This window comes from Burkholderia sp. MSMB617WGS, assembly GCF_001532025.2.
In the GTDB taxonomy this organism is placed as follows: domain Bacteria; phylum Pseudomonadota; class Gammaproteobacteria; order Burkholderiales; family Burkholderiaceae; genus Burkholderia; species Burkholderia savannae.
Genome location: NZ_CP013457.1, coordinates 3,441,724 through 3,457,862, shown reverse-complemented (window position 1 = coordinate 3,457,862; position 16,139 = coordinate 3,441,724). Strand labels below are relative to the sequence as shown.

Annotated in this window: 12 protein-coding genes; 8 read left to right on the top strand and 4 right to left on the bottom strand. The window is 68.2% G+C overall.

The annotated features are described in order from the left end of the window. Positions 1-83: 83 nt before the first annotated feature. The 3 genes from WT60_RS17000 (at position 84) to WT60_RS16990 (ending at position 4,658) form a co-directional block, all read left to right on the top strand. Positions 84-2,519 (top strand): 3-hydroxyacyl-CoA dehydrogenase/enoyl-CoA hydratase family protein, encoded by a 2,436-nt coding sequence (locus WT60_RS17000; RefSeq protein ID WP_059670227.1) that lies wholly within the window; start codon positions 84-86, stop codon positions 2,517-2,519. Between the two features lie 75 nt (positions 2,520-2,594). Next, positions 2,595-3,794, top strand: coding sequence for an acetyl-CoA C-acyltransferase (locus WT60_RS16995; protein ID WP_038751178.1), 1,200 nt, complete (start codon positions 2,595-2,597; stop codon positions 3,792-3,794). A gap of 99 nt (positions 3,795-3,893) precedes the next feature. After that, the gene (locus WT60_RS16990; RefSeq protein ID WP_059577287.1) at positions 3,894-4,658 is read left to right on the top strand and encodes an enoyl-CoA hydratase; all 765 of its coding nucleotides are present in this window, start codon (positions 3,894-3,896) and stop codon (positions 4,656-4,658) included. Between the two features lie 131 nt (positions 4,659-4,789). On the opposite strand, the gene fdhD is transcribed toward WT60_RS16990, so the two are convergent. Further along, on the bottom strand, positions 4,790-5,614 hold the full coding sequence (fdhD, locus tag WT60_RS16985) for a formate dehydrogenase accessory sulfurtransferase FdhD (protein ID WP_038751182.1): 825 nt from the start codon (positions 5,612-5,614) through the stop codon (positions 4,790-4,792). Positions 5,615-5,746: 132 nt separating this feature from the next. Here fdhD and WT60_RS16980 point away from each other — a divergent pair, with 132 nt between their 5' ends. Then, complete coding sequence (locus WT60_RS16980) at positions 5,747-6,226, top strand: nitrate reductase associated protein (protein ID WP_038751184.1); 480 nt, start codon at positions 5,747-5,749, stop codon at positions 6,224-6,226. A 115-nt stretch (positions 6,227-6,341) separates the two neighbouring features. On the opposite strand, the gene WT60_RS16975 is transcribed toward WT60_RS16980, so the two are convergent. Beyond that, entirely contained in the window at positions 6,342-6,755 is a 414-nt protein-coding gene (locus WT60_RS16975; RefSeq protein ID WP_100185318.1) for an acyl-CoA thioesterase, read from the bottom strand. A 368-nt stretch (positions 6,756-7,123) separates the two neighbouring features. Between WT60_RS16975 and WT60_RS16970 the strand changes: the two genes are divergently transcribed. Then, positions 7,124-8,995, top strand: a complete 1,872-nt coding sequence (locus WT60_RS16970) for an ABC transporter ATP-binding protein/permease (RefSeq protein WP_059577310.1) — start codon at positions 7,124-7,126, stop codon at positions 8,993-8,995. A 294-nt stretch (positions 8,996-9,289) separates the two neighbouring features. On the opposite strand, the gene murU is transcribed toward WT60_RS16970, so the two are convergent. Next, positions 9,290-10,024, bottom strand: coding sequence for an N-acetylmuramate alpha-1-phosphate uridylyltransferase MurU (murU, locus tag WT60_RS16965; protein WP_060355575.1), 735 nt, complete (start codon positions 10,022-10,024; stop codon positions 9,290-9,292). A gap of 3 nt (positions 10,025-10,027) precedes the next feature. After that, entirely contained in the window at positions 10,028-11,062 is a 1,035-nt protein-coding gene (locus tag WT60_RS16960; protein ID WP_059644003.1) for a phosphotransferase, read from the bottom strand. A gap of 214 nt (positions 11,063-11,276) precedes the next feature. Here WT60_RS16960 and WT60_RS16955 point away from each other — a divergent pair, with 214 nt between their 5' ends. The 3 genes from WT60_RS16955 (at position 11,277) to pdxA (ending at position 16,130) form a co-directional block, all read left to right on the top strand. Further along, entirely contained in the window at positions 11,277-13,637 is a 2,361-nt protein-coding gene (locus WT60_RS16955; protein WP_060355576.1) for an LPS-assembly protein LptD, read from the top strand. Between the two features lie 66 nt (positions 13,638-13,703). After that, complete coding sequence (locus WT60_RS16950; protein ID WP_059643997.1) at positions 13,704-15,050, top strand: peptidylprolyl isomerase; 1,347 nt, start codon at positions 13,704-13,706, stop codon at positions 15,048-15,050. 15 nt (positions 15,051-15,065) lie between these two features. Next, entirely contained in the window at positions 15,066-16,130 is a 1,065-nt protein-coding gene (gene pdxA, locus WT60_RS16945) for a 4-hydroxythreonine-4-phosphate dehydrogenase PdxA (RefSeq protein ID WP_038751196.1), read from the top strand. The last annotated feature ends 9 nt before the right edge of the window (positions 16,131-16,139 follow it).

Genomic DNA, 16,139 nt, shown 5'->3' with positions numbered 1-16,139 from the left:
CCCGAACGACCGATTCTTAGCACTCACACGCCGCGCGCGCGTCCTCACGACCGGCGACGCGCGGCTCAATCCGGAGGAGTCCCGTGAGCAATTTCAACATTCGCAAGGTCGCCGTGCTGGGCGCCGGCGTGATGGGCGCGCAGATCGCCGCGCATCTCGTCAACGCGCGCGTGCCGGTGCTGCTGTTCGATCTGCCCGCCAAGGAAGGCCCGAAGAACGGCATCGCGCTGAAGGCGATCGAGAACCTGAAGAAGCTGTCGCCCGCGCCGTTCGGCGTGAAGGACGACGCGAAATATCTCGAACCCGCGAACTACGAAGACGACATCGCGAAGCTCGCCGACTGCGACCTCGTGATCGAGGCGATCGCCGAGCGGATGGACTGGAAGCACGACCTGTACAAGAAGGTCGCGCCGCACATCGCTTCGCACGCGATCTTCGCGACCAACACGTCGGGCCTGTCCATCACGACGCTGTCCGACGGCTTCGCCGACGAGCTGAAGGCGCGCTTCTGCGGCGTGCATTTCTTCAACCCGCCGCGCTACATGCACCTCGTCGAGCTGATCCCGACCACGCACACGCGCGGCGAAATCCTCGACCAGCTCGAAACGTTCCTGACGAGCGTCGTCGGCAAGGGCGTCGTGCGCGCGAAGGACACGCCGAACTTCATCGCGAACCGCGTCGGCATCTTCTCGATCCTCGCCGTGATCACCGAAGCCGAGAAGTTCGGCCTGCGTTTCGACGAAGTCGACGATCTGACCGGCAGCCGTCTCGGCCGCGCGAAGTCGGCGACGTTCCGCACGGCGGACGTGGTCGGCCTCGACACGATGGCGCACGTGATCAAGACGATGCAGGACAACCTCGCCGACGATCCGTTCTTCCCGGTCTACAAGACGCCCGCCGTGCTCGCGAAGCTCGTCGAGCAGGGCGCGCTCGGCCAGAAGACGGGCGGCGGCTTCTACAAGAAGGAAGGCAAGGCGATCAAGGTGCTCGACGCGAAGACGCTTTCGTACGTCGATTCCGGCGCGAAGGCGGACGAGACCGTCGGCCGCATCCTGAAGCGCCCGCCCGCGGAGCGCCTGAAGCTCCTGCGCGAGACGCAGCATCCGCACGCGCAGTTCCTGTGGTCCATTTTCCGCGACGTGTTCCACTACATCGCGTTCCATCTCGAGTCGATCGCCGACAACGCGCGCGACGTCGACCTCGCGATCCGCTGGGGCTTCGGCTGGAACGAAGGCCCGTTCGAAGGCTGGCAGGCCGCGGGCTGGAAGCAGGTTGCCGAGTGGGTGCAGGAAGACATCGCGGCCGGCAAGGCGCTCGCCGGCGTGCCGCTGCCCGCGTGGGTGCTCGAAGGCGTCGTCGCCGACCAGGGCGGCGTGCACACGGCCGAAGGCTCGTGGTCGCCCGCGACGAAGCGCTTCGCGCCGCGCTCGAATCTCGCTGTCTACGGCAAGCAGGTGTTCCGCGCGCCGCTGCTCGGCGAAGCGGGCCGCGATCCGAAGACGTTCGGCAAGACGCTGTTCGAAACCGACTCGGTGCGTGCGTGGGTGGACGACCGCGCGGGCGAGGACGACGTCGTGATCGTGTCGTTCAAGTCGAAGATGAACACGATCGGCCCGGGCGTGATCGACGGCCTCGCGCAGGCGATCGATCTCGCCGAGAAGGATTACAAGGCGGTCGTGATCTGGCAGCCGACGTCGCTCAAGCTCGGCAATCCGGGCGGCCCGTTCTCCGCCGGCGCGAACCTCGAAGAGGCGATGCCCGCGTTCATGATGGGCGGCGCTGCGGGCATCGAGCCGTTCGTGAAGAAGTTCCAGGAAGGCATGCTGCGCGTGAAGTACGCGCACGTGCCGGTGGTCGCGGCGGTGTCGGGCCTGGCGCTCGGCGGCGGCTGCGAGCTGATGCTGCATAGCGCGAAGCGCGTCGTGCACGTCGAGAGCTACATCGGGCTCGTCGAAGTGGGCGTCGGCCTCGTGCCGGCGGGCGGCGGCCTGAAGGAAGCGGCGCTGCGCGGCGCGGAAGCGGCGACGGCCGCGGGCATGACGAGCGAGCTGCTCAAGTTCCTGACGAAGTCGTTCGAGAACGCGGCGATGGCGAAGGTGTCGATGTCCGCGCACGAAGCGCGCGCGATGGGCTACGTGAAGCCGTCCGACACGATCGTGTTCAACGTGTTCGAACTGCTCGACGTCGCGAAGAAGGAAGCGCGCGGCCTCGCGGCGGCGGGCTACCGCGCGCCGCTGAAGGCGAAGGAAATCCCGGTGGCCGGCCGCTCGGCGATCGCCACCATCAAGGCCCAGCTCGTCAACATGCGCGACGGCCGCTTCATCAGCGATCACGACTTCCTGATCGCGAGCCGCATCGCCGAGGCGGTGTGCGGCGGCGACGTCGAGGCCGGCAGCACGGTCGACGAGGAATGGCTGCTCGCGCTGGAGCGCCGTGCGTTCGTCGAGCTGCTCGGTACGCAGAAGACGCAGGAGCGGATCATGGGCATGTTGCAGACCGGCAAGCCGGTTCGCAACTGATCGGGTCGAGCGGACAACTTTGCATGGGACCGGAGTCGGCGCTGAGGCGCCGGCTCCGGTCGACAGGAGCGAGAAATGAGCAAACAGTTGCAAGACGCATACATCGTCGCCGCAAGCCGCACGCCGATCGGCAAGGCGCCCCGCGGTGCATTCAAGAACACGCGCCCGGACGAGCTGCTCGTCCACGCGATCAAGTCGGCGATCGCGCAGGTGCCGGAGTTCGACACGAAGCTGATCGAAGACGCGATCGTCGGCTGCGCGATTCCCGAGGCCGAGCAGGGCCTGAACGTCGCGCGGATGGGCGCGCTGCTCGCGGGCCTGCCGAACACGGTCGGCGGCGTGACGGTGAACCGCTTCTGCGCGTCGGGCGTCACCGCGCTCGCGATGGCGGCGGACCGCATTCGCGTCGGCGAATCGGACGCGATCCTCGCGGCCGGCGTCGAATCGATGAGCATGGTGCCGATGATGGGCAACAAGCCGTCGATGTCGCCGCACATCTTCGATCGCAACGAAGACGTCGGCATCGCTTACGGGATGGGCCTCACGGCCGAGCGCGTCGCCGAGCAGTGGAAGGTGAGCCGCGAGGACCAGGACGCGTTCTCGGTCGAATCGCACCGGAAGGCGCTCGCCGCGCAGCAGGCGGGCGAGTTCAAGGACGAGATCGCGCCGTACACGATCATCGAGCGCTTCCCGAATCTCGCGACGGGCGCGATCGACACGAACACGCGCGTGATCGCGCTCGACGAAGGTCCGCGTGCGGACACGTCGCTCGAAGGCCTCGCGAAGCTGAAGACGGTGTTCGCGAACAAGGGCTCGGTGACGGCGGGCAACAGCTCGCAGACGTCGGACGGCTCGGGCGCGCTCCTCGTCGTGTCTGAGAAGGTGCTCAAGCAGTTCAACCTGACGCCGCTCGCGCGCTTCGTCAGCTTCGCCGTGCGCGGCGTGCCGCCGGAGATCATGGGCATCGGCCCGAAGGAAGCGATTCCGGCCGCGCTGAAGGCGGCGGGCCTGAAGCAGGACGACATCGACTGGATCGAGCTGAACGAGGCGTTCGCCGCGCAGTCGCTCGCCGTGATCCGCGATCTCGGCCTCGATCCGTCGAAGGTCAACCCGGTCGGCGGCGCGATCGCGCTCGGCCACCCGCTCGGCGCGACGGGCGCGATTCGCGCGGCAACCGTCGTGCACGGGCTGCGCCGTCGCAACCTGAAGTACGGGATGGTGACGATGTGCGTCGGCACCGGCATGGGCGCGGCGGGCATCATCGAGCGCCTCTGAGCGGAGCGCGCGACGCATGATGACGACGGTGCGCGGGCGGCCAGCTCGCGCACCGTTTTCTTTTGTTTATCGCAGGAAACAGCCATGGAGACGGCTCAGATGGATATCCAGGTCGAAAACGCGGGCGGCGTGCTGACGATCACGCTCGCGCGCCCGTCGAAGAAGAACGCGATCACCGCGGCGATGTACCAGACGATGGCCGATGCGCTCGCCGCGGCGCAGGACGACAAATCGGTGCGCGCGATCCTGATTCGCGGCAGCGACGGCAACTTCAGCGCGGGCAACGATCTCGACGATTTCATGAAGGCGCCGCCGAAGGACGAGAATGCGCCCGTGTTCCAGTTCCTGCGCCAGATCGCGAGCGCGCAAAAGCCGATCGTCGCGGCGGTCGCGGGCGTCGCGGTCGGCATCGGCGTGACGTTGCTGCTGCACTGCGATCTCGTCTATGCGGCCGACACCGCGCAACTGTCGCTGCCGTTCGCGCAGCTCGGCCTGTGCCCGGAGGCGGCGTCGAGCCTGCTGCTGCCGCGCCTCGCCGGCCATCAGGTCGCCGCCGAGAAGCTCCTGCTCGGCGAGCCGTTCGACGCGCTCGAAGCGCACCGGATCGGCCTCGTGAACCGCGTGCTGCCCGCCGCGGACCTCGACGCGTTCGCGGCCGAGCAGGCGGCGAAGCTCGTCGCGCTGCCGGCGTCGTCGCTGCGCGCGACGAAGGCGTTCCTGAAGAAGGGGGCCGGCGCGGAAGTCGCCGCGCGGATGTCGGAGGAAGGCGAGCAGTTCGGCAAGATGCTGCGCTCGCCCGAAGTGCGCGAGGCGATCACCGCGTTCTTCGAGAAGCGCAAGCCGGACTTCCGTCAGTTCGACTGAGCGTGGCTGCGGCCGCTGCTGCTGCGGCGGCTGCGCGAGGCGGCGGCTTGCCGGCCGCCCCGTCCGCGTGCGAATTCCGGCGCGGCGGCTCGTCGCTCGCCGGCGCGCACGAATGGCGATGCGGCGGCGCGCTACGCGGTGCCGTAGTCGACGTAGCCCGCCTCGCGGCAGAAGCTCACGAGCCGCAGCCCGGCCTGCCGCGCGATCTCGATCGCGAGCGACGACGGCGCGGAGATCGTCGCGACCATCGGAATGCCGACGCGCGCGGATTTGCGCACGAGCTCGTAGCTCGCGCGGCTCGACAGGAACACGAAGCCGTTCGTCATGTCGGCGCGCGCAAGCGTGAGCGTGCCGATCAGCTTGTCGAGCGCGTTGTGGCGGCCGACGTCCTCGAACGCATGGACGATCGCGCCTGCCGCGTCGCACCACGCGGCCGCGTGCAGGCCGCCCGTTTGCCGCGTGAGCGCCTGATGCGCGGGAAGATCGCGCGCCGCGCGTGCGATCGCATCCGGCGCGAGGCGCGCGAGAAAGCCGGTATCGGGCACGCGTTCCGGCACGAGATCGAGCAGATCGATGCTTTCGATTCCGCATACGCCGCAGCCGGTGCGCCCCGCGAGCGCGCGGCGCTTTTCCTTCAACGCGGCGAACGCCTGCTGGACGACCGTCAATTGCACTTCGGCGTGCGGCAGCGGCCCGTCGCCGTGCAGCACGACCTCGATGTCCTTCACGTCGCTGCCGCGCCCGACGATGCCCTCCGACACCGCGAAGCCGACCGCGAACGCCTCCAGATCGCGCGGCGTGCACATCATCACCGCATGCGAGATGCCGTTGAACACGAGCGCGACAGGCCATTCCTGGCCGACGCTGTCGACGGCCGCCTCGAACGCGTCGCCGCGCCGCCTGCGCACCGCGAGCTCGACGATGCCGCGGGGTTCGACGGTTTCGGACAGGCTCACGGGGGGCTCCTTCGATTGGGCGGGATGGGCGAGCGGGGCGCGACGTCAGGCGGCACGCCCCGCTCGTCGCGAAGGTTCTAAAATACTCCAGACGGGCCAAACGTGCCGGCAAACGTCATAGTGGGTGCAAACATGGGACTGAGCGACGCGCCGTTGCTGTTCAATTTCGAAATCGAATCGTCGGAGGATCTGACCTACATTCCGATGATCGTCCGTTTCAACCTCGACCGCTTCGGGCTCAGGATCTCGCTCGAGCAATGGCAGATGCTGCCGATCGAGGATCGCAAGCTGCTCGCGCGCTTTCCGGCCGACGAAGACGTCGTGATCGAGCCGAATTTCGATCATGCGCTCTTCGAGATGCTGCGCACGCACGCGAACGTCGAGCCGACGTGGTTCCAGCCGGACGAGCATCCGGCCTGGCGCGGCGTCGAGATGGTGCCGGATGCGCTCGTCGCGCAGAGCGGGCTGGCCGGGCTGCCGGCGCCGTCCGCCGTGCAGTGGGCGACGCTCACGCCGTTTCAGCGCTACGTGCTCGCGAAGCTGTCGCGCAAGCCGAAGCTCAATCACGACTTCATTCCGGCGATGCGCGAGTTCGGCCTCGCCGCGCACTGAGCGGGCGAGGCAAAGCAAATCGCGGCGCGCATCGCCGCGGCGCCCCGTGCGCGGCCCGCGCGGCCCGCGCGCCGGTGCAACACGCGGGCGAAACGCGCGCAAAACGCGGCGGCGCTTATTCGAGCGGCGGCAGCGCGCGCGGGCGGCGATCGGAGTCGGTTGCGACGTAGGTGAGCGTCGCTTCCGTCACCTTGACGATCTCGCTCATCAGGCTCATCCGCTGCGCGTAGACCTCGACGTCGACCGTCACCGACGTGTTGCCCGTCTTCACGATGCTCGCGTAGAAGCTCAGCAGATCGCCGACGAACACCGGCTGCTTGAACAGGAACGAATTGACCGCGACCGTCGCGACCCGGCCGTTCGCGCGGCGGCTCGCCGGGATCGAGCCCGCGATGTCGACCTGCGCCATGATCCAGCCGCCGAACACGTCGCCGTGGACGTTCGCGTCGGACGGTTGCGGCACGACGCGCAGCGCGGGCGGTTTTTGCGGGAGTTGCAGGGACGAATCGGTCATGGTTGAAGCTTCCATCCTGTAAGAAAAACGGCCGGCTCGCGCGTTTTCGCGGACCGGCGCCTGCGAGGCGGCGGGCAGCGGCGCGAACCGGCTTCTGCGACAATGCAAAGTTATGAAATTGTACGAGAAAGTGTGAACTTGGGCCGCGCCGCACACGCCGCGTCGCGTAGGTCAGGCTGCGTAGGTCGAGCGGCGCACGCCGAGCCGCGCACGCCGGGCCGTGCTGGTCGCATGCGGGTTGTGCCTTCGCGCCATGCCATTCGACCATGCGCGACGATCTGCGCGATTCGGCCGCCGGAGCCCCGCCGCGTACGCCGCACCGCGCGACGGCTACGGCCCCAAGCACGCGCACTTTCACCGACGAAGCGAACCACGAACTCCCCATGCGCCGCTATCCCGCTTCCTCCGAGCCCGCGCCCGTCGTGACCGGGCCGCGCAACGACTGGCAGACGATCCGCTCGCTGCTGCCGTATCTGACTGCCTACAAGTGGCGCGTCGCGTTCGCGCTCGCGTGCCTGATCGGCGCGAAGGTCGCGAACCTCGGCGTGCCCGTCGTGATGAAGCGGATCGTCGACGGCCTCGCCGCCGTCCAGCAACTGACCGCGCTCGGCCGCGCCGAGCAGTCGGCGAGCATCGTGCTCGCGAGCGGGGTCGGGCTCCTCGTGGTCGCCTATGCGCTCGTGCGGCTGTCGACGTCGCTTTTCACCGAGCTGCGCGAAATCCTGTTCTCGAAGGTGACGGAGAGCGCGGTGCGGCGGCTCGCGCTGCAGGTGTTCCGGCATCTGCACGGCCTGTCGCTGCGCTTTCATCTCGAGCGGCAGACGGGCGGCATGTCGCGCGACATCGAGCGAGGCACGCGCGGCATCCAGCAGCTGATCTCGTATTCGCTCTACAGCATCCTGCCGACGCTCGTCGAAGTGGGGCTCGTGCTCGGCTTCTTCGTCGTCAAGTACGAGGCGTACTACGCGTACGTGACCTTCGCCGCGCTCGTCGCGTACATCGGGTTCACCGTGAAGGTGACCGAGTGGCGCACGCATTTCCGCCGCACGATGAACGAGCTCGATTCGCGGGCGAACTCGCGCGCGATCGATTCGCTGATCAACTACGAGACGGTCAAGTACTTCGGCAACGAGGAATGGGAGTCGCAGCGTTACGACGAAAATCTGAAGCGCTATCGGAAGGCTGCGATCCGCTCGCAGAATTCGCTGTCGTTCCTGAATTTCGGCCAGCAGGTGATCATCGGCACGGGGCTCGTGTTCATCCTGTGGCGCGCGACGCAGGGCGTGCTCGCGGGCAAGCTCACGCTCGGCGATCTCGTGCTCATCAACACGTTCATGCTGCAGTTGTACATTCCGCTCAACTTCCTCGGCGTTGTCTACCGAGAGCTCAAGCAGAGCCTGACCGACATGGACCGGATGTTCGGGCTGCTGTCGGCGGCGCGCGAAGTGGACGACGCGCCCGGCGCGAGCGCGCTGAAGGTGAGCGGCGCGCAGGTGCGCTTCGAGCGGGTCAATTTCAGCTACGAGCCGTCGCGGCAGATCCTGCACGGCGTTGATTTCACGATCGACGCCGGCACGACGACGGCGGTGGTCGGCCACAGCGGTTCGGGCAAGTCGACGCTGTCGCGGCTGCTGTTCCGTTTCTACGACCTCGATCGCACGGCGGGCGGCGCGATCACGATCGACGGCCAGGACATCCGCGACGTGAAGCAGGAAACGCTGCGCGCGTCGATCGGCATCGTGCCGCAGGACACGGTGCTCTTCAACGACACGATCTACTACAACATCGCGTACGGCCGGCCTTCGGCGACGCGCGACGAGGTGATCGCGGCCGCGCGCGCCGCGCACATCCACGCGTTCATCGAGAGCTTGCCGAAGGGTTATGACACGCCGGTCGGCGAGCGCGGGCTCAAGCTGTCGGGCGGTGAGAAGCAGCGCGTCGCGATCGCGCGGACGATCCTGAAGAACCCGCCGATTCTGTTGTTCGACGAGGCGACGTCCGCGCTCGATTCGCGCTCCGAGCGCGCGATCCAGCACGAGCTCGAGCAGATCGCGCGGCACCGGACGACGCTCGTGATCGCGCACCGGCTATCGACCGTCGTGCATGCGGACCAGATCATCGTGATGGACCACGGGCGCATCGTCGAGCGCGGCACGCACGCGCAACTGCTGCGCGCGGACGGCCTTTACGCGCAGATGTGGGCGCTGCAGCAGCAGCGCGCGGCGGCCGACGGCGCGGCGGCGGAAGAGGTTTGACGGCGGCGGCGGCCGCCGCGACGATGCGGCGCCGAAAAGCCGAAAAGCCGAAAAGCCGAAAAGCCGAAAAGCCGAAAAGCCGAAAAGCCGAAAAGCCGAAAAGCCGAAAAGCCGAGCAATCGCGAAACCGTGAAACTCACCGAAAGCCGCGCAGTCGAGCATGAGCGCAACGGGAAGCCAAGCGGCTGACCGGTCGAGCGCTCGAGCAGGCGTGCAGCCAAGCGATCGACCGGCCGAGCGGCCGAGCCAATCGATCAGCCGATCAGCCGAACGGCGAACCGGACATCCAATCGATCAGCCGACTGACCGGCCGGAGGGAGCCCTCAACGCCGCATCGAGTTCGCCGAGCTGCGCGGGCGTGCCGACGTTCTCCCACAGCCCCGTGTATAGCTCGCCCGTCGCGCGGCGCGCGGCGATCGTCTCGCGATAATAGGGCGTGAGCGCGCGGCGCGTGCCGGCGGGCAGAGCGCGGAACATCCGCGTGTCGTACAGCGCGATGCTGCCGAACGTGACGCGCGGCGCGCCGTCGAGCGACAGCAGGCCGTCGCCGTCGAGCGCGAAATCGCCCGCCTGATGGAACGGCGGGTTCGGCACCATCACGAGGTGCATGCCGGGCTCGGAGGCCGCCGCGAGCGCGGCCGCGCGCGTGCGCAGCGTCGCGTGATCGAAGTTCGCGTAGACGTCGCCCGCGACGCCGACGAACACCTTGGGGCCCGCGCCGTCCTCGATGAGCGGCAGCGCCTGGGCGATCCCGCCCGCCGTCTCGAGCGCCTCGCGCTCGGCCGAGTAGCGCAACCGCACGCCCCAGCGCGAGCCGTCGCCGAGCGCGGCCTCGATCTGCGCGCCGAGCCACGCGTGATTGACGACGATCGTGCGGATGCCCGCCGCGGCGAGCCGCTCGATCTGCCAGACGATCAGCGGCTTGCCGCCGGCGGCAAGAAGCGGCTTCGGCGTCGTGTCGGTGAGCGGGCGCATTCGTTCGCCGCGCCCGGCGGCGAAGATCATCGCCGTATCGAGTGTGTGCGTCATCGTTCAGAACGTGTAGCCGATGTCGGCCGTCTTGCCTTCGAGTTCGTCGAGGAGTTTCGCGAACGGCGCGAGCGGCCGGTAGCGCAGCGCGACGCGCCGCGCGTAGCCGAGAAAGCGCGGCAGGTCGGCGAGATAGTGCGGCTTGTGATCGCGGTAGTTGATCCGCGCGAACAGGCCGAGCACCTTGATGTGGCGCTGCAGGCCCATCCATTCGAGCTGCCGGTAGAACTCGCCGAAGTCCGGCTCGACGGGAAGCCCCGCCTTCCTCGCCTTTTCCCAGTAGTACGCGAAGCAGTCGAGCTCGAACTCCTCGTCCCAGCTGATGAACGCGTCGCGCAGGAGCGATACGACGTCGTACGTGAGCGGCCCGTAGACCGCGTCCTGAAAGTCGAGCACGCCGGGGTTCGGCTGCGCGATCATCAGGTTGCGGGGCATGAAGTCGCGCAGCATGTAGCCCTGCGGCTGCGCCTGCGCGCTCGCGATCAGCAGCGCGAAGGTGCGGTCGAGCACGCCGCGCGCGTCGTCCGGGAGCGTCTTGCCGAGATGCCGGCCGACGTACCACTCGGGCATCAGCTCCATCTCGCGGCGCAGGAACGCTTCGTCGAACGGCGGCAGCACGCCTTCGCGCGACGCGAGCTGCCAGCGGATCAGCGCGTCGAGCGCGTCGCGCATCAGCGGCCGCGCGGCGGCGGGCGCGGTGGGGTCGAGCGCCGAGATGTACGAGCGCGTGCCGAGATCCGTGACGAGCATGAAGCCCGCGTCGAAATCGTGCTCTAGCACTTTCGGCGCGTGCACGCCCGCCGCGTCGAGCAATTGCGCGATCTGCACGAACTCGCGGCACTTCTCGGGCGGCGGCGCGTCGACGGCGATCGCCGTGCCGCCCGGCGCGGCCGCGCTCGCGACGCGGAAATAGCGGCGGAAGCTCGCGTCGGCGGACGCCGGGGCGAGCGACGCCGGGTCGAGCGCGTAGCGGCCGGCGAAAGCGGCGAGCCAGGTGCGCAGACGGGTGAGACGGGGATCGGCTGGAGGCTGCGTCATTGAAAGTCGGGGAGGGGGAACGTCTTGCCATATAATACCCCACGACTTTTTTGACGCGTCCCGTGTCAATTCCCGCCGGCGCGGGCCCGCAGCCCGCTACGCCGTCCGTTTGCCCGTTTTCCCCCGGTATGCGCGAAGCCGCAGTCACGGTTCGATTGCGCGGGCTGCGGCGTGCGAAGGCCGGGTTTGACAGGGTCGATTCGCCGAACGATAGATGCCGCCTAAAACGTTATTCCCGCTCGTCCCAGCTTGCGATGCCGCGCCGCGCAAAAAACGGCTCGCGGTCGCGCTTTTGGCCGTACCGGGCCTCGTGCCGGCGGTGTCGCAGGCCCAACTGACGGGCGTCGCGGCCGAGCCGCAGACGTTCGGTTCGCCGTGGGACCTGCGCCTCGCGCCGCAGCTCGACGAGCATCCGCAAAAACAGAGCGGCAAGCCGGCGACGTTCGTGCTCGGCGACCACACGAGCGGCACGGCCGATCAGGATCTCGCCGCGAAGGGCTCGGCCGAGATCCGCCGCGGCAACGCGGTCGTCAAGGCGCAGGCGATCCACTACGAGCAGGACACCGACATGGCCGACGCGTACGGCAAGGTCACGGTGTCGAACGGCGGCACGACGTTCTCGGGCCCCGAGGCGCATCTGAAGGTCGAGGCGAACCAGGGCTTCATGACGACGCCGAAGTACCATTTCACGGCGACGGGCGGCTCGGGCAGCGCCGAGCGGGTGCAACTGCTCGACAGCGAGCGCTCGGTGTTCACGAACGGCACGTACACCGGCTGCCAGTGCTCGTCGAACCCGGCGTGGTACATCAAGGGCAGCGAGTTCGATTTCGATACCGGCGCGGACGAAGGCGTCGCGCGCAACGGCGTGCTGTTCTTCCAGGGCGTGCCGCTCTTCGGCAGCCCGTGGCTCACGTTTCCGCTGTCGGGCGAGCGGCGCAGCGGCTTCCTGCCGCCGACGTTCTCGCTCGATTCGTCGAGCGGCTTCGAGTTCGCGCTGCCGTATTACTTCAACATCGCGCCGAACCGCGATCTGACGGTCACGCCGCACATCATCTCGAAGCGCGGGATCTTCACGCAGGCGACGTTCCGCTATCTGTCGACGAACTACTCGGGCACGCTGACGGGCGAATACCTGCCGGACGACCGTGTCGCGAAGCGCAACCGTTACGCGATTTACTGGCAGCACCAGCAGAACTTCGGCAACGGCTTCGGCGGCTACGTCTATTACAACAAGGTCTCGGACAACACGTATCCGGAGGACCTGGGGTCGACGAACCAGTTCCTGAACGGGATCCAGACCATCTATCAGCAGGAAGCCGGCCTGACATACAACAACGGGCCGTGGTCCGTGCTCGGGCGCTACCAGCACTGGCAGACGCTCGCGCCGTCGGTCGCGCCGTACGGTCGCGAGCCGCAGTTGAACGTGAAGTACGCGAAGTACAACGTCGGCGGCTTCGACTTCGGCGCGGAAGCCGACTATTCGCGCTTCCGGATCACGACCGCCGACCAGCCGGAAGGCGACCGCGTGATGTTCAACCCGTACGTGTCGTACGGGCTGTACGGTCCCGGCTACTTCGTCGTCCCGAAGGCGCAGTTGCACATCGCGTCGTACGACCTGACGACGACGACGGGCGGCGTGCCCGGCCAGCCGAAGCGTTTCACCTATTCGATCCCGACGCTCAGCTTCGATAGCGGGCTCATCTTCGACCGCTCGGTGCGCCTGTTCGGCCAGGACTTCATCCAGACGCTCGAGCCGCGCCTGTACTACGTGTACACGCCGTACCGGAACCAGTCGGACGCGCCGCTCTTCGACACGGCCGTGTCGGACTTCGGGCTCGCGGAGATCTTCACGCCGAACACGTTCGTCGGCAACGACCGGATCGCCGACGCGAACCGCCTGACGGCCGCGCTCACGACCCGCTTCATCAATCCGACGACGGGCGACGAGCGCGCGCGCTTCGTGATCGCGCAGCAGTACTACTTCACCGACCAGCGCGTGACGCTGCAGCCGACCGAGGCGCCCGCGACGGCGCGGCACTCGGACCTGATCCTCGGCGCGTCGGTCAAGCTCGGCGCGGGCTTCGCGTCGGAAACCGCGTTCCAGTACAACGTCGACAACAACCAGCTCGTGAAGTCGAGCGTCGGCTTCGGCTACAGCCCGGGCGAACGGCGCGTGATCAACGTCGGCTATCGCTACACGCGGCAGAACCCGACGCTCAGCAACGAGCCGATCAACCAGGTTCTCGTGTCCGCGCAATGGCCGCTCACGCGGCGGCTCTATGCGGTCGGCCGCTTCAACTACGATCTCGCGAGCAGCCGGGTTGTCGACGGTCTCGTCGGCTTCCAGTACGATGCCGACTGCTGGGCGCTCGGCGTCGGCGTCCAGCGCTACGCGAACGGCGTGAATACGTCGGGGCAGCAGAACTCGTCGACCCGCGTGCTCGCGCAACTCGTGCTGAAGGGTCTGACGAGCGTCGACAACGGCCTCGTGTCTGCGTTCAGGGCCGGCGTGCAGGGCTACACGCCGCTGCCGCCCGCGCCGGCGCCGCTGTCGCGCTTCAGCAATTACGATTAACCGCCGAGGAGGCGTTCGCGGCGAGCGGCGTTCGCGCAGCCCGCTTTCAATGGAGTACCTGTGGCAATGAAGAAAACCCTTCGCTTCGCGGCTATCGCATCCGGTCTGCTCGCGTCGCTCATCACGGTCGCGCCGGCCGCGTCCGCGCAGGCGCTGCGCGCGCAGGGCGCGTCGCTCGCCGACGAGGTGGTCGCCGTCGTCAACAACGACGTGATCACCGGGCGCGAGCTCGATCAGCGCGCCGGCCTGATCGCGCGCCGCCTGCAGCAGCAGAACGCGCCCGTGCCGCCGATGGACCAGTTGCGCGCACAGGTGCTCAACCAGATAGTGCTCGAGCGCATCCAGGTGCAACGGGCGAAGGACGACGGCATCGTCGTCGACAACGCCACCGTGCAGGCGACGCTCGGCCGCCTCGCGCAGGCGAACGGGATGTCGCTCGAGCAGTACAAGGCGCGCATCGTGGCGCAAGGCGTGCCGTGGGACGTGTTCGTGGGCGATGCCCGCACCGAGCTGATGCTCTCGAAGCTGCGCGAGAAGGAAGTCGACAGCAAGATCACCGTGTCGGACGCCGAGGTGGCGAGCTACATCGCGAGCCAGCGCGGCCCGAACGCCGGCTCGCAGCAGGATCTGCGGCTCGAGCACGTCTTCGTGAAGGCCCCGACGAGCGCGCCGCAAGCGGACATCGACGTCGCACAGAAGAAGGCGGAAGGCCTGCTGCAGCAGGCGCTCGCGTCGGGCGCCAATTTCGAGCGGCTCGCGAAGAACAATTCGGAGGCCGACGACGCGAAGAAGGGCGGCGATCTCGGCTTCAAGTCGCCGTCGTCGCTGCCGTCGGACGTCGTCGACGCCGTGTCGAAGCTGCGCCCCGGCGAGGTCAACCCGACGCTCATCCGCGTGCCGGACGGCTTCGAGATCGTGCGCCTCGTCGAGCGCCGCGCGAGCCAGAACCCGGCCGCGTCGCCGAAGATCGTGCAGACGCACGTGCGCCACATCCTGCTGCGCGTCGGCGAAGGCAAGTCCGAATCGCAGGCGCGCCAGCAGCTGATCGACATCCGCCGGCAGATCGAGGCGGGCAGCGATTTCGAGAAATTCGCGCGCACCTATTCGCAGGACGGCTCGGCTTCGCAGGGCGGCGATCTCGGCTGGATCAGCCCGGGCGAGACGGTGCCCGAATTCGAGCGGGCGATGAACGCGCTGCAGGACGGCCAGGTCAGCAACCCGGTGCGCACCGAGTACGGCTACCACCTGATCCAGGTGCTCGGCCGACGCGACGCGGAAGGCTCGGTGCAGCAGCAGATGGACATCGCTCGCCAGGCGATCGGTCAGCGCAAGGCCGAGCAGGCGTACGCGGACTGGCTGCGCGAGCTGCGCGATTCGTCGTACGTGCAGATCAAGCTGCCCGTCGCCCAGTAAGCGCATAGGCGCATCATGTCCGCCAGCCCGCAGCCGCTGCGCATCGCGATCACGACCGGCGAGCCGGCCGGCGTCGGCCCCGAGCTGACGGCCCGCGCGCTCGCCGACGCGGCGACGCGCTGGCCGGACGCGCGTTTCACGGTGCTCGGCGACGCGAATCTGATCGCGCAGCGCGCGGCCGCGGTCGGCGTCGACTGGGTGCGCGTGACGGCGGGCGGCGCGAATGCGGATGTCGCAGGCGCGCACGTCGGGAATGCGCATGTCGCCGACGCGCATGTCGCCGACGCGCATGTCGCCGTCGTGCATCGCGCGCTTGCCGCGCCGGCCGAAGCCGGCAAGCTGAATCCGGCGAACGGGCGCTACGTGCTCGATCTGCTCGATGCGGCGATCGACGGCGCGCTCGCCGGCGAATACGACGCGATCGTCACCGCGCCGCTGCAAAAGAGCACGATCAACGATGCGGGCGTGCCGTTCACCGGTCACACCGAATATCTCGCCGAGCGCACGCACACGCCGCGCGTCGTGATGATGCTCGCGGGCACGGGCGAGCGCCCGCTGCGCGTCGCGCTCGCGACGACGCACCTGCCGCTCAAGGACGTGTCGGCCGCGCTGACGATCGACGGTCTTGCCGATACGCTCGCGATCGTCGATCGCGACTTGCGCGGCAGCTTCGGTCTTGCCGCGCCGCGCATCCTCGTGACGGGCCTGAATCCGCACGCGGGCGAGAACGGTTATCTCGGCCGCGAGGAAATCGACGTGATCGAGCCGGCGCTCGAACGCGCGCGGGCGGCGGGCATCGACGCGCGCGGCCCGTACCCGGCCGACACGCTGTTCCAGCCTCGCTACCTCGAGCATGCGGATTGCGTGCTCGCGATGTTTCACGACCAGGGACTGCCGGTCCTCAAGTACGCGACGTTCGGCGAAGGCATCAACGTCACGCTCGGCCTGCCGATCATCCGCACGTCGGTCGATCACGGCACCGCGCTCGATCTCGCCGGCACGGGCCGCGCCGATCCGGGCAGCCTCGTCGCCGCGATCGACACCGCCGTGACGATGGCGCGCCATCGGCGCGCGGGCTGAGTTTTCGCG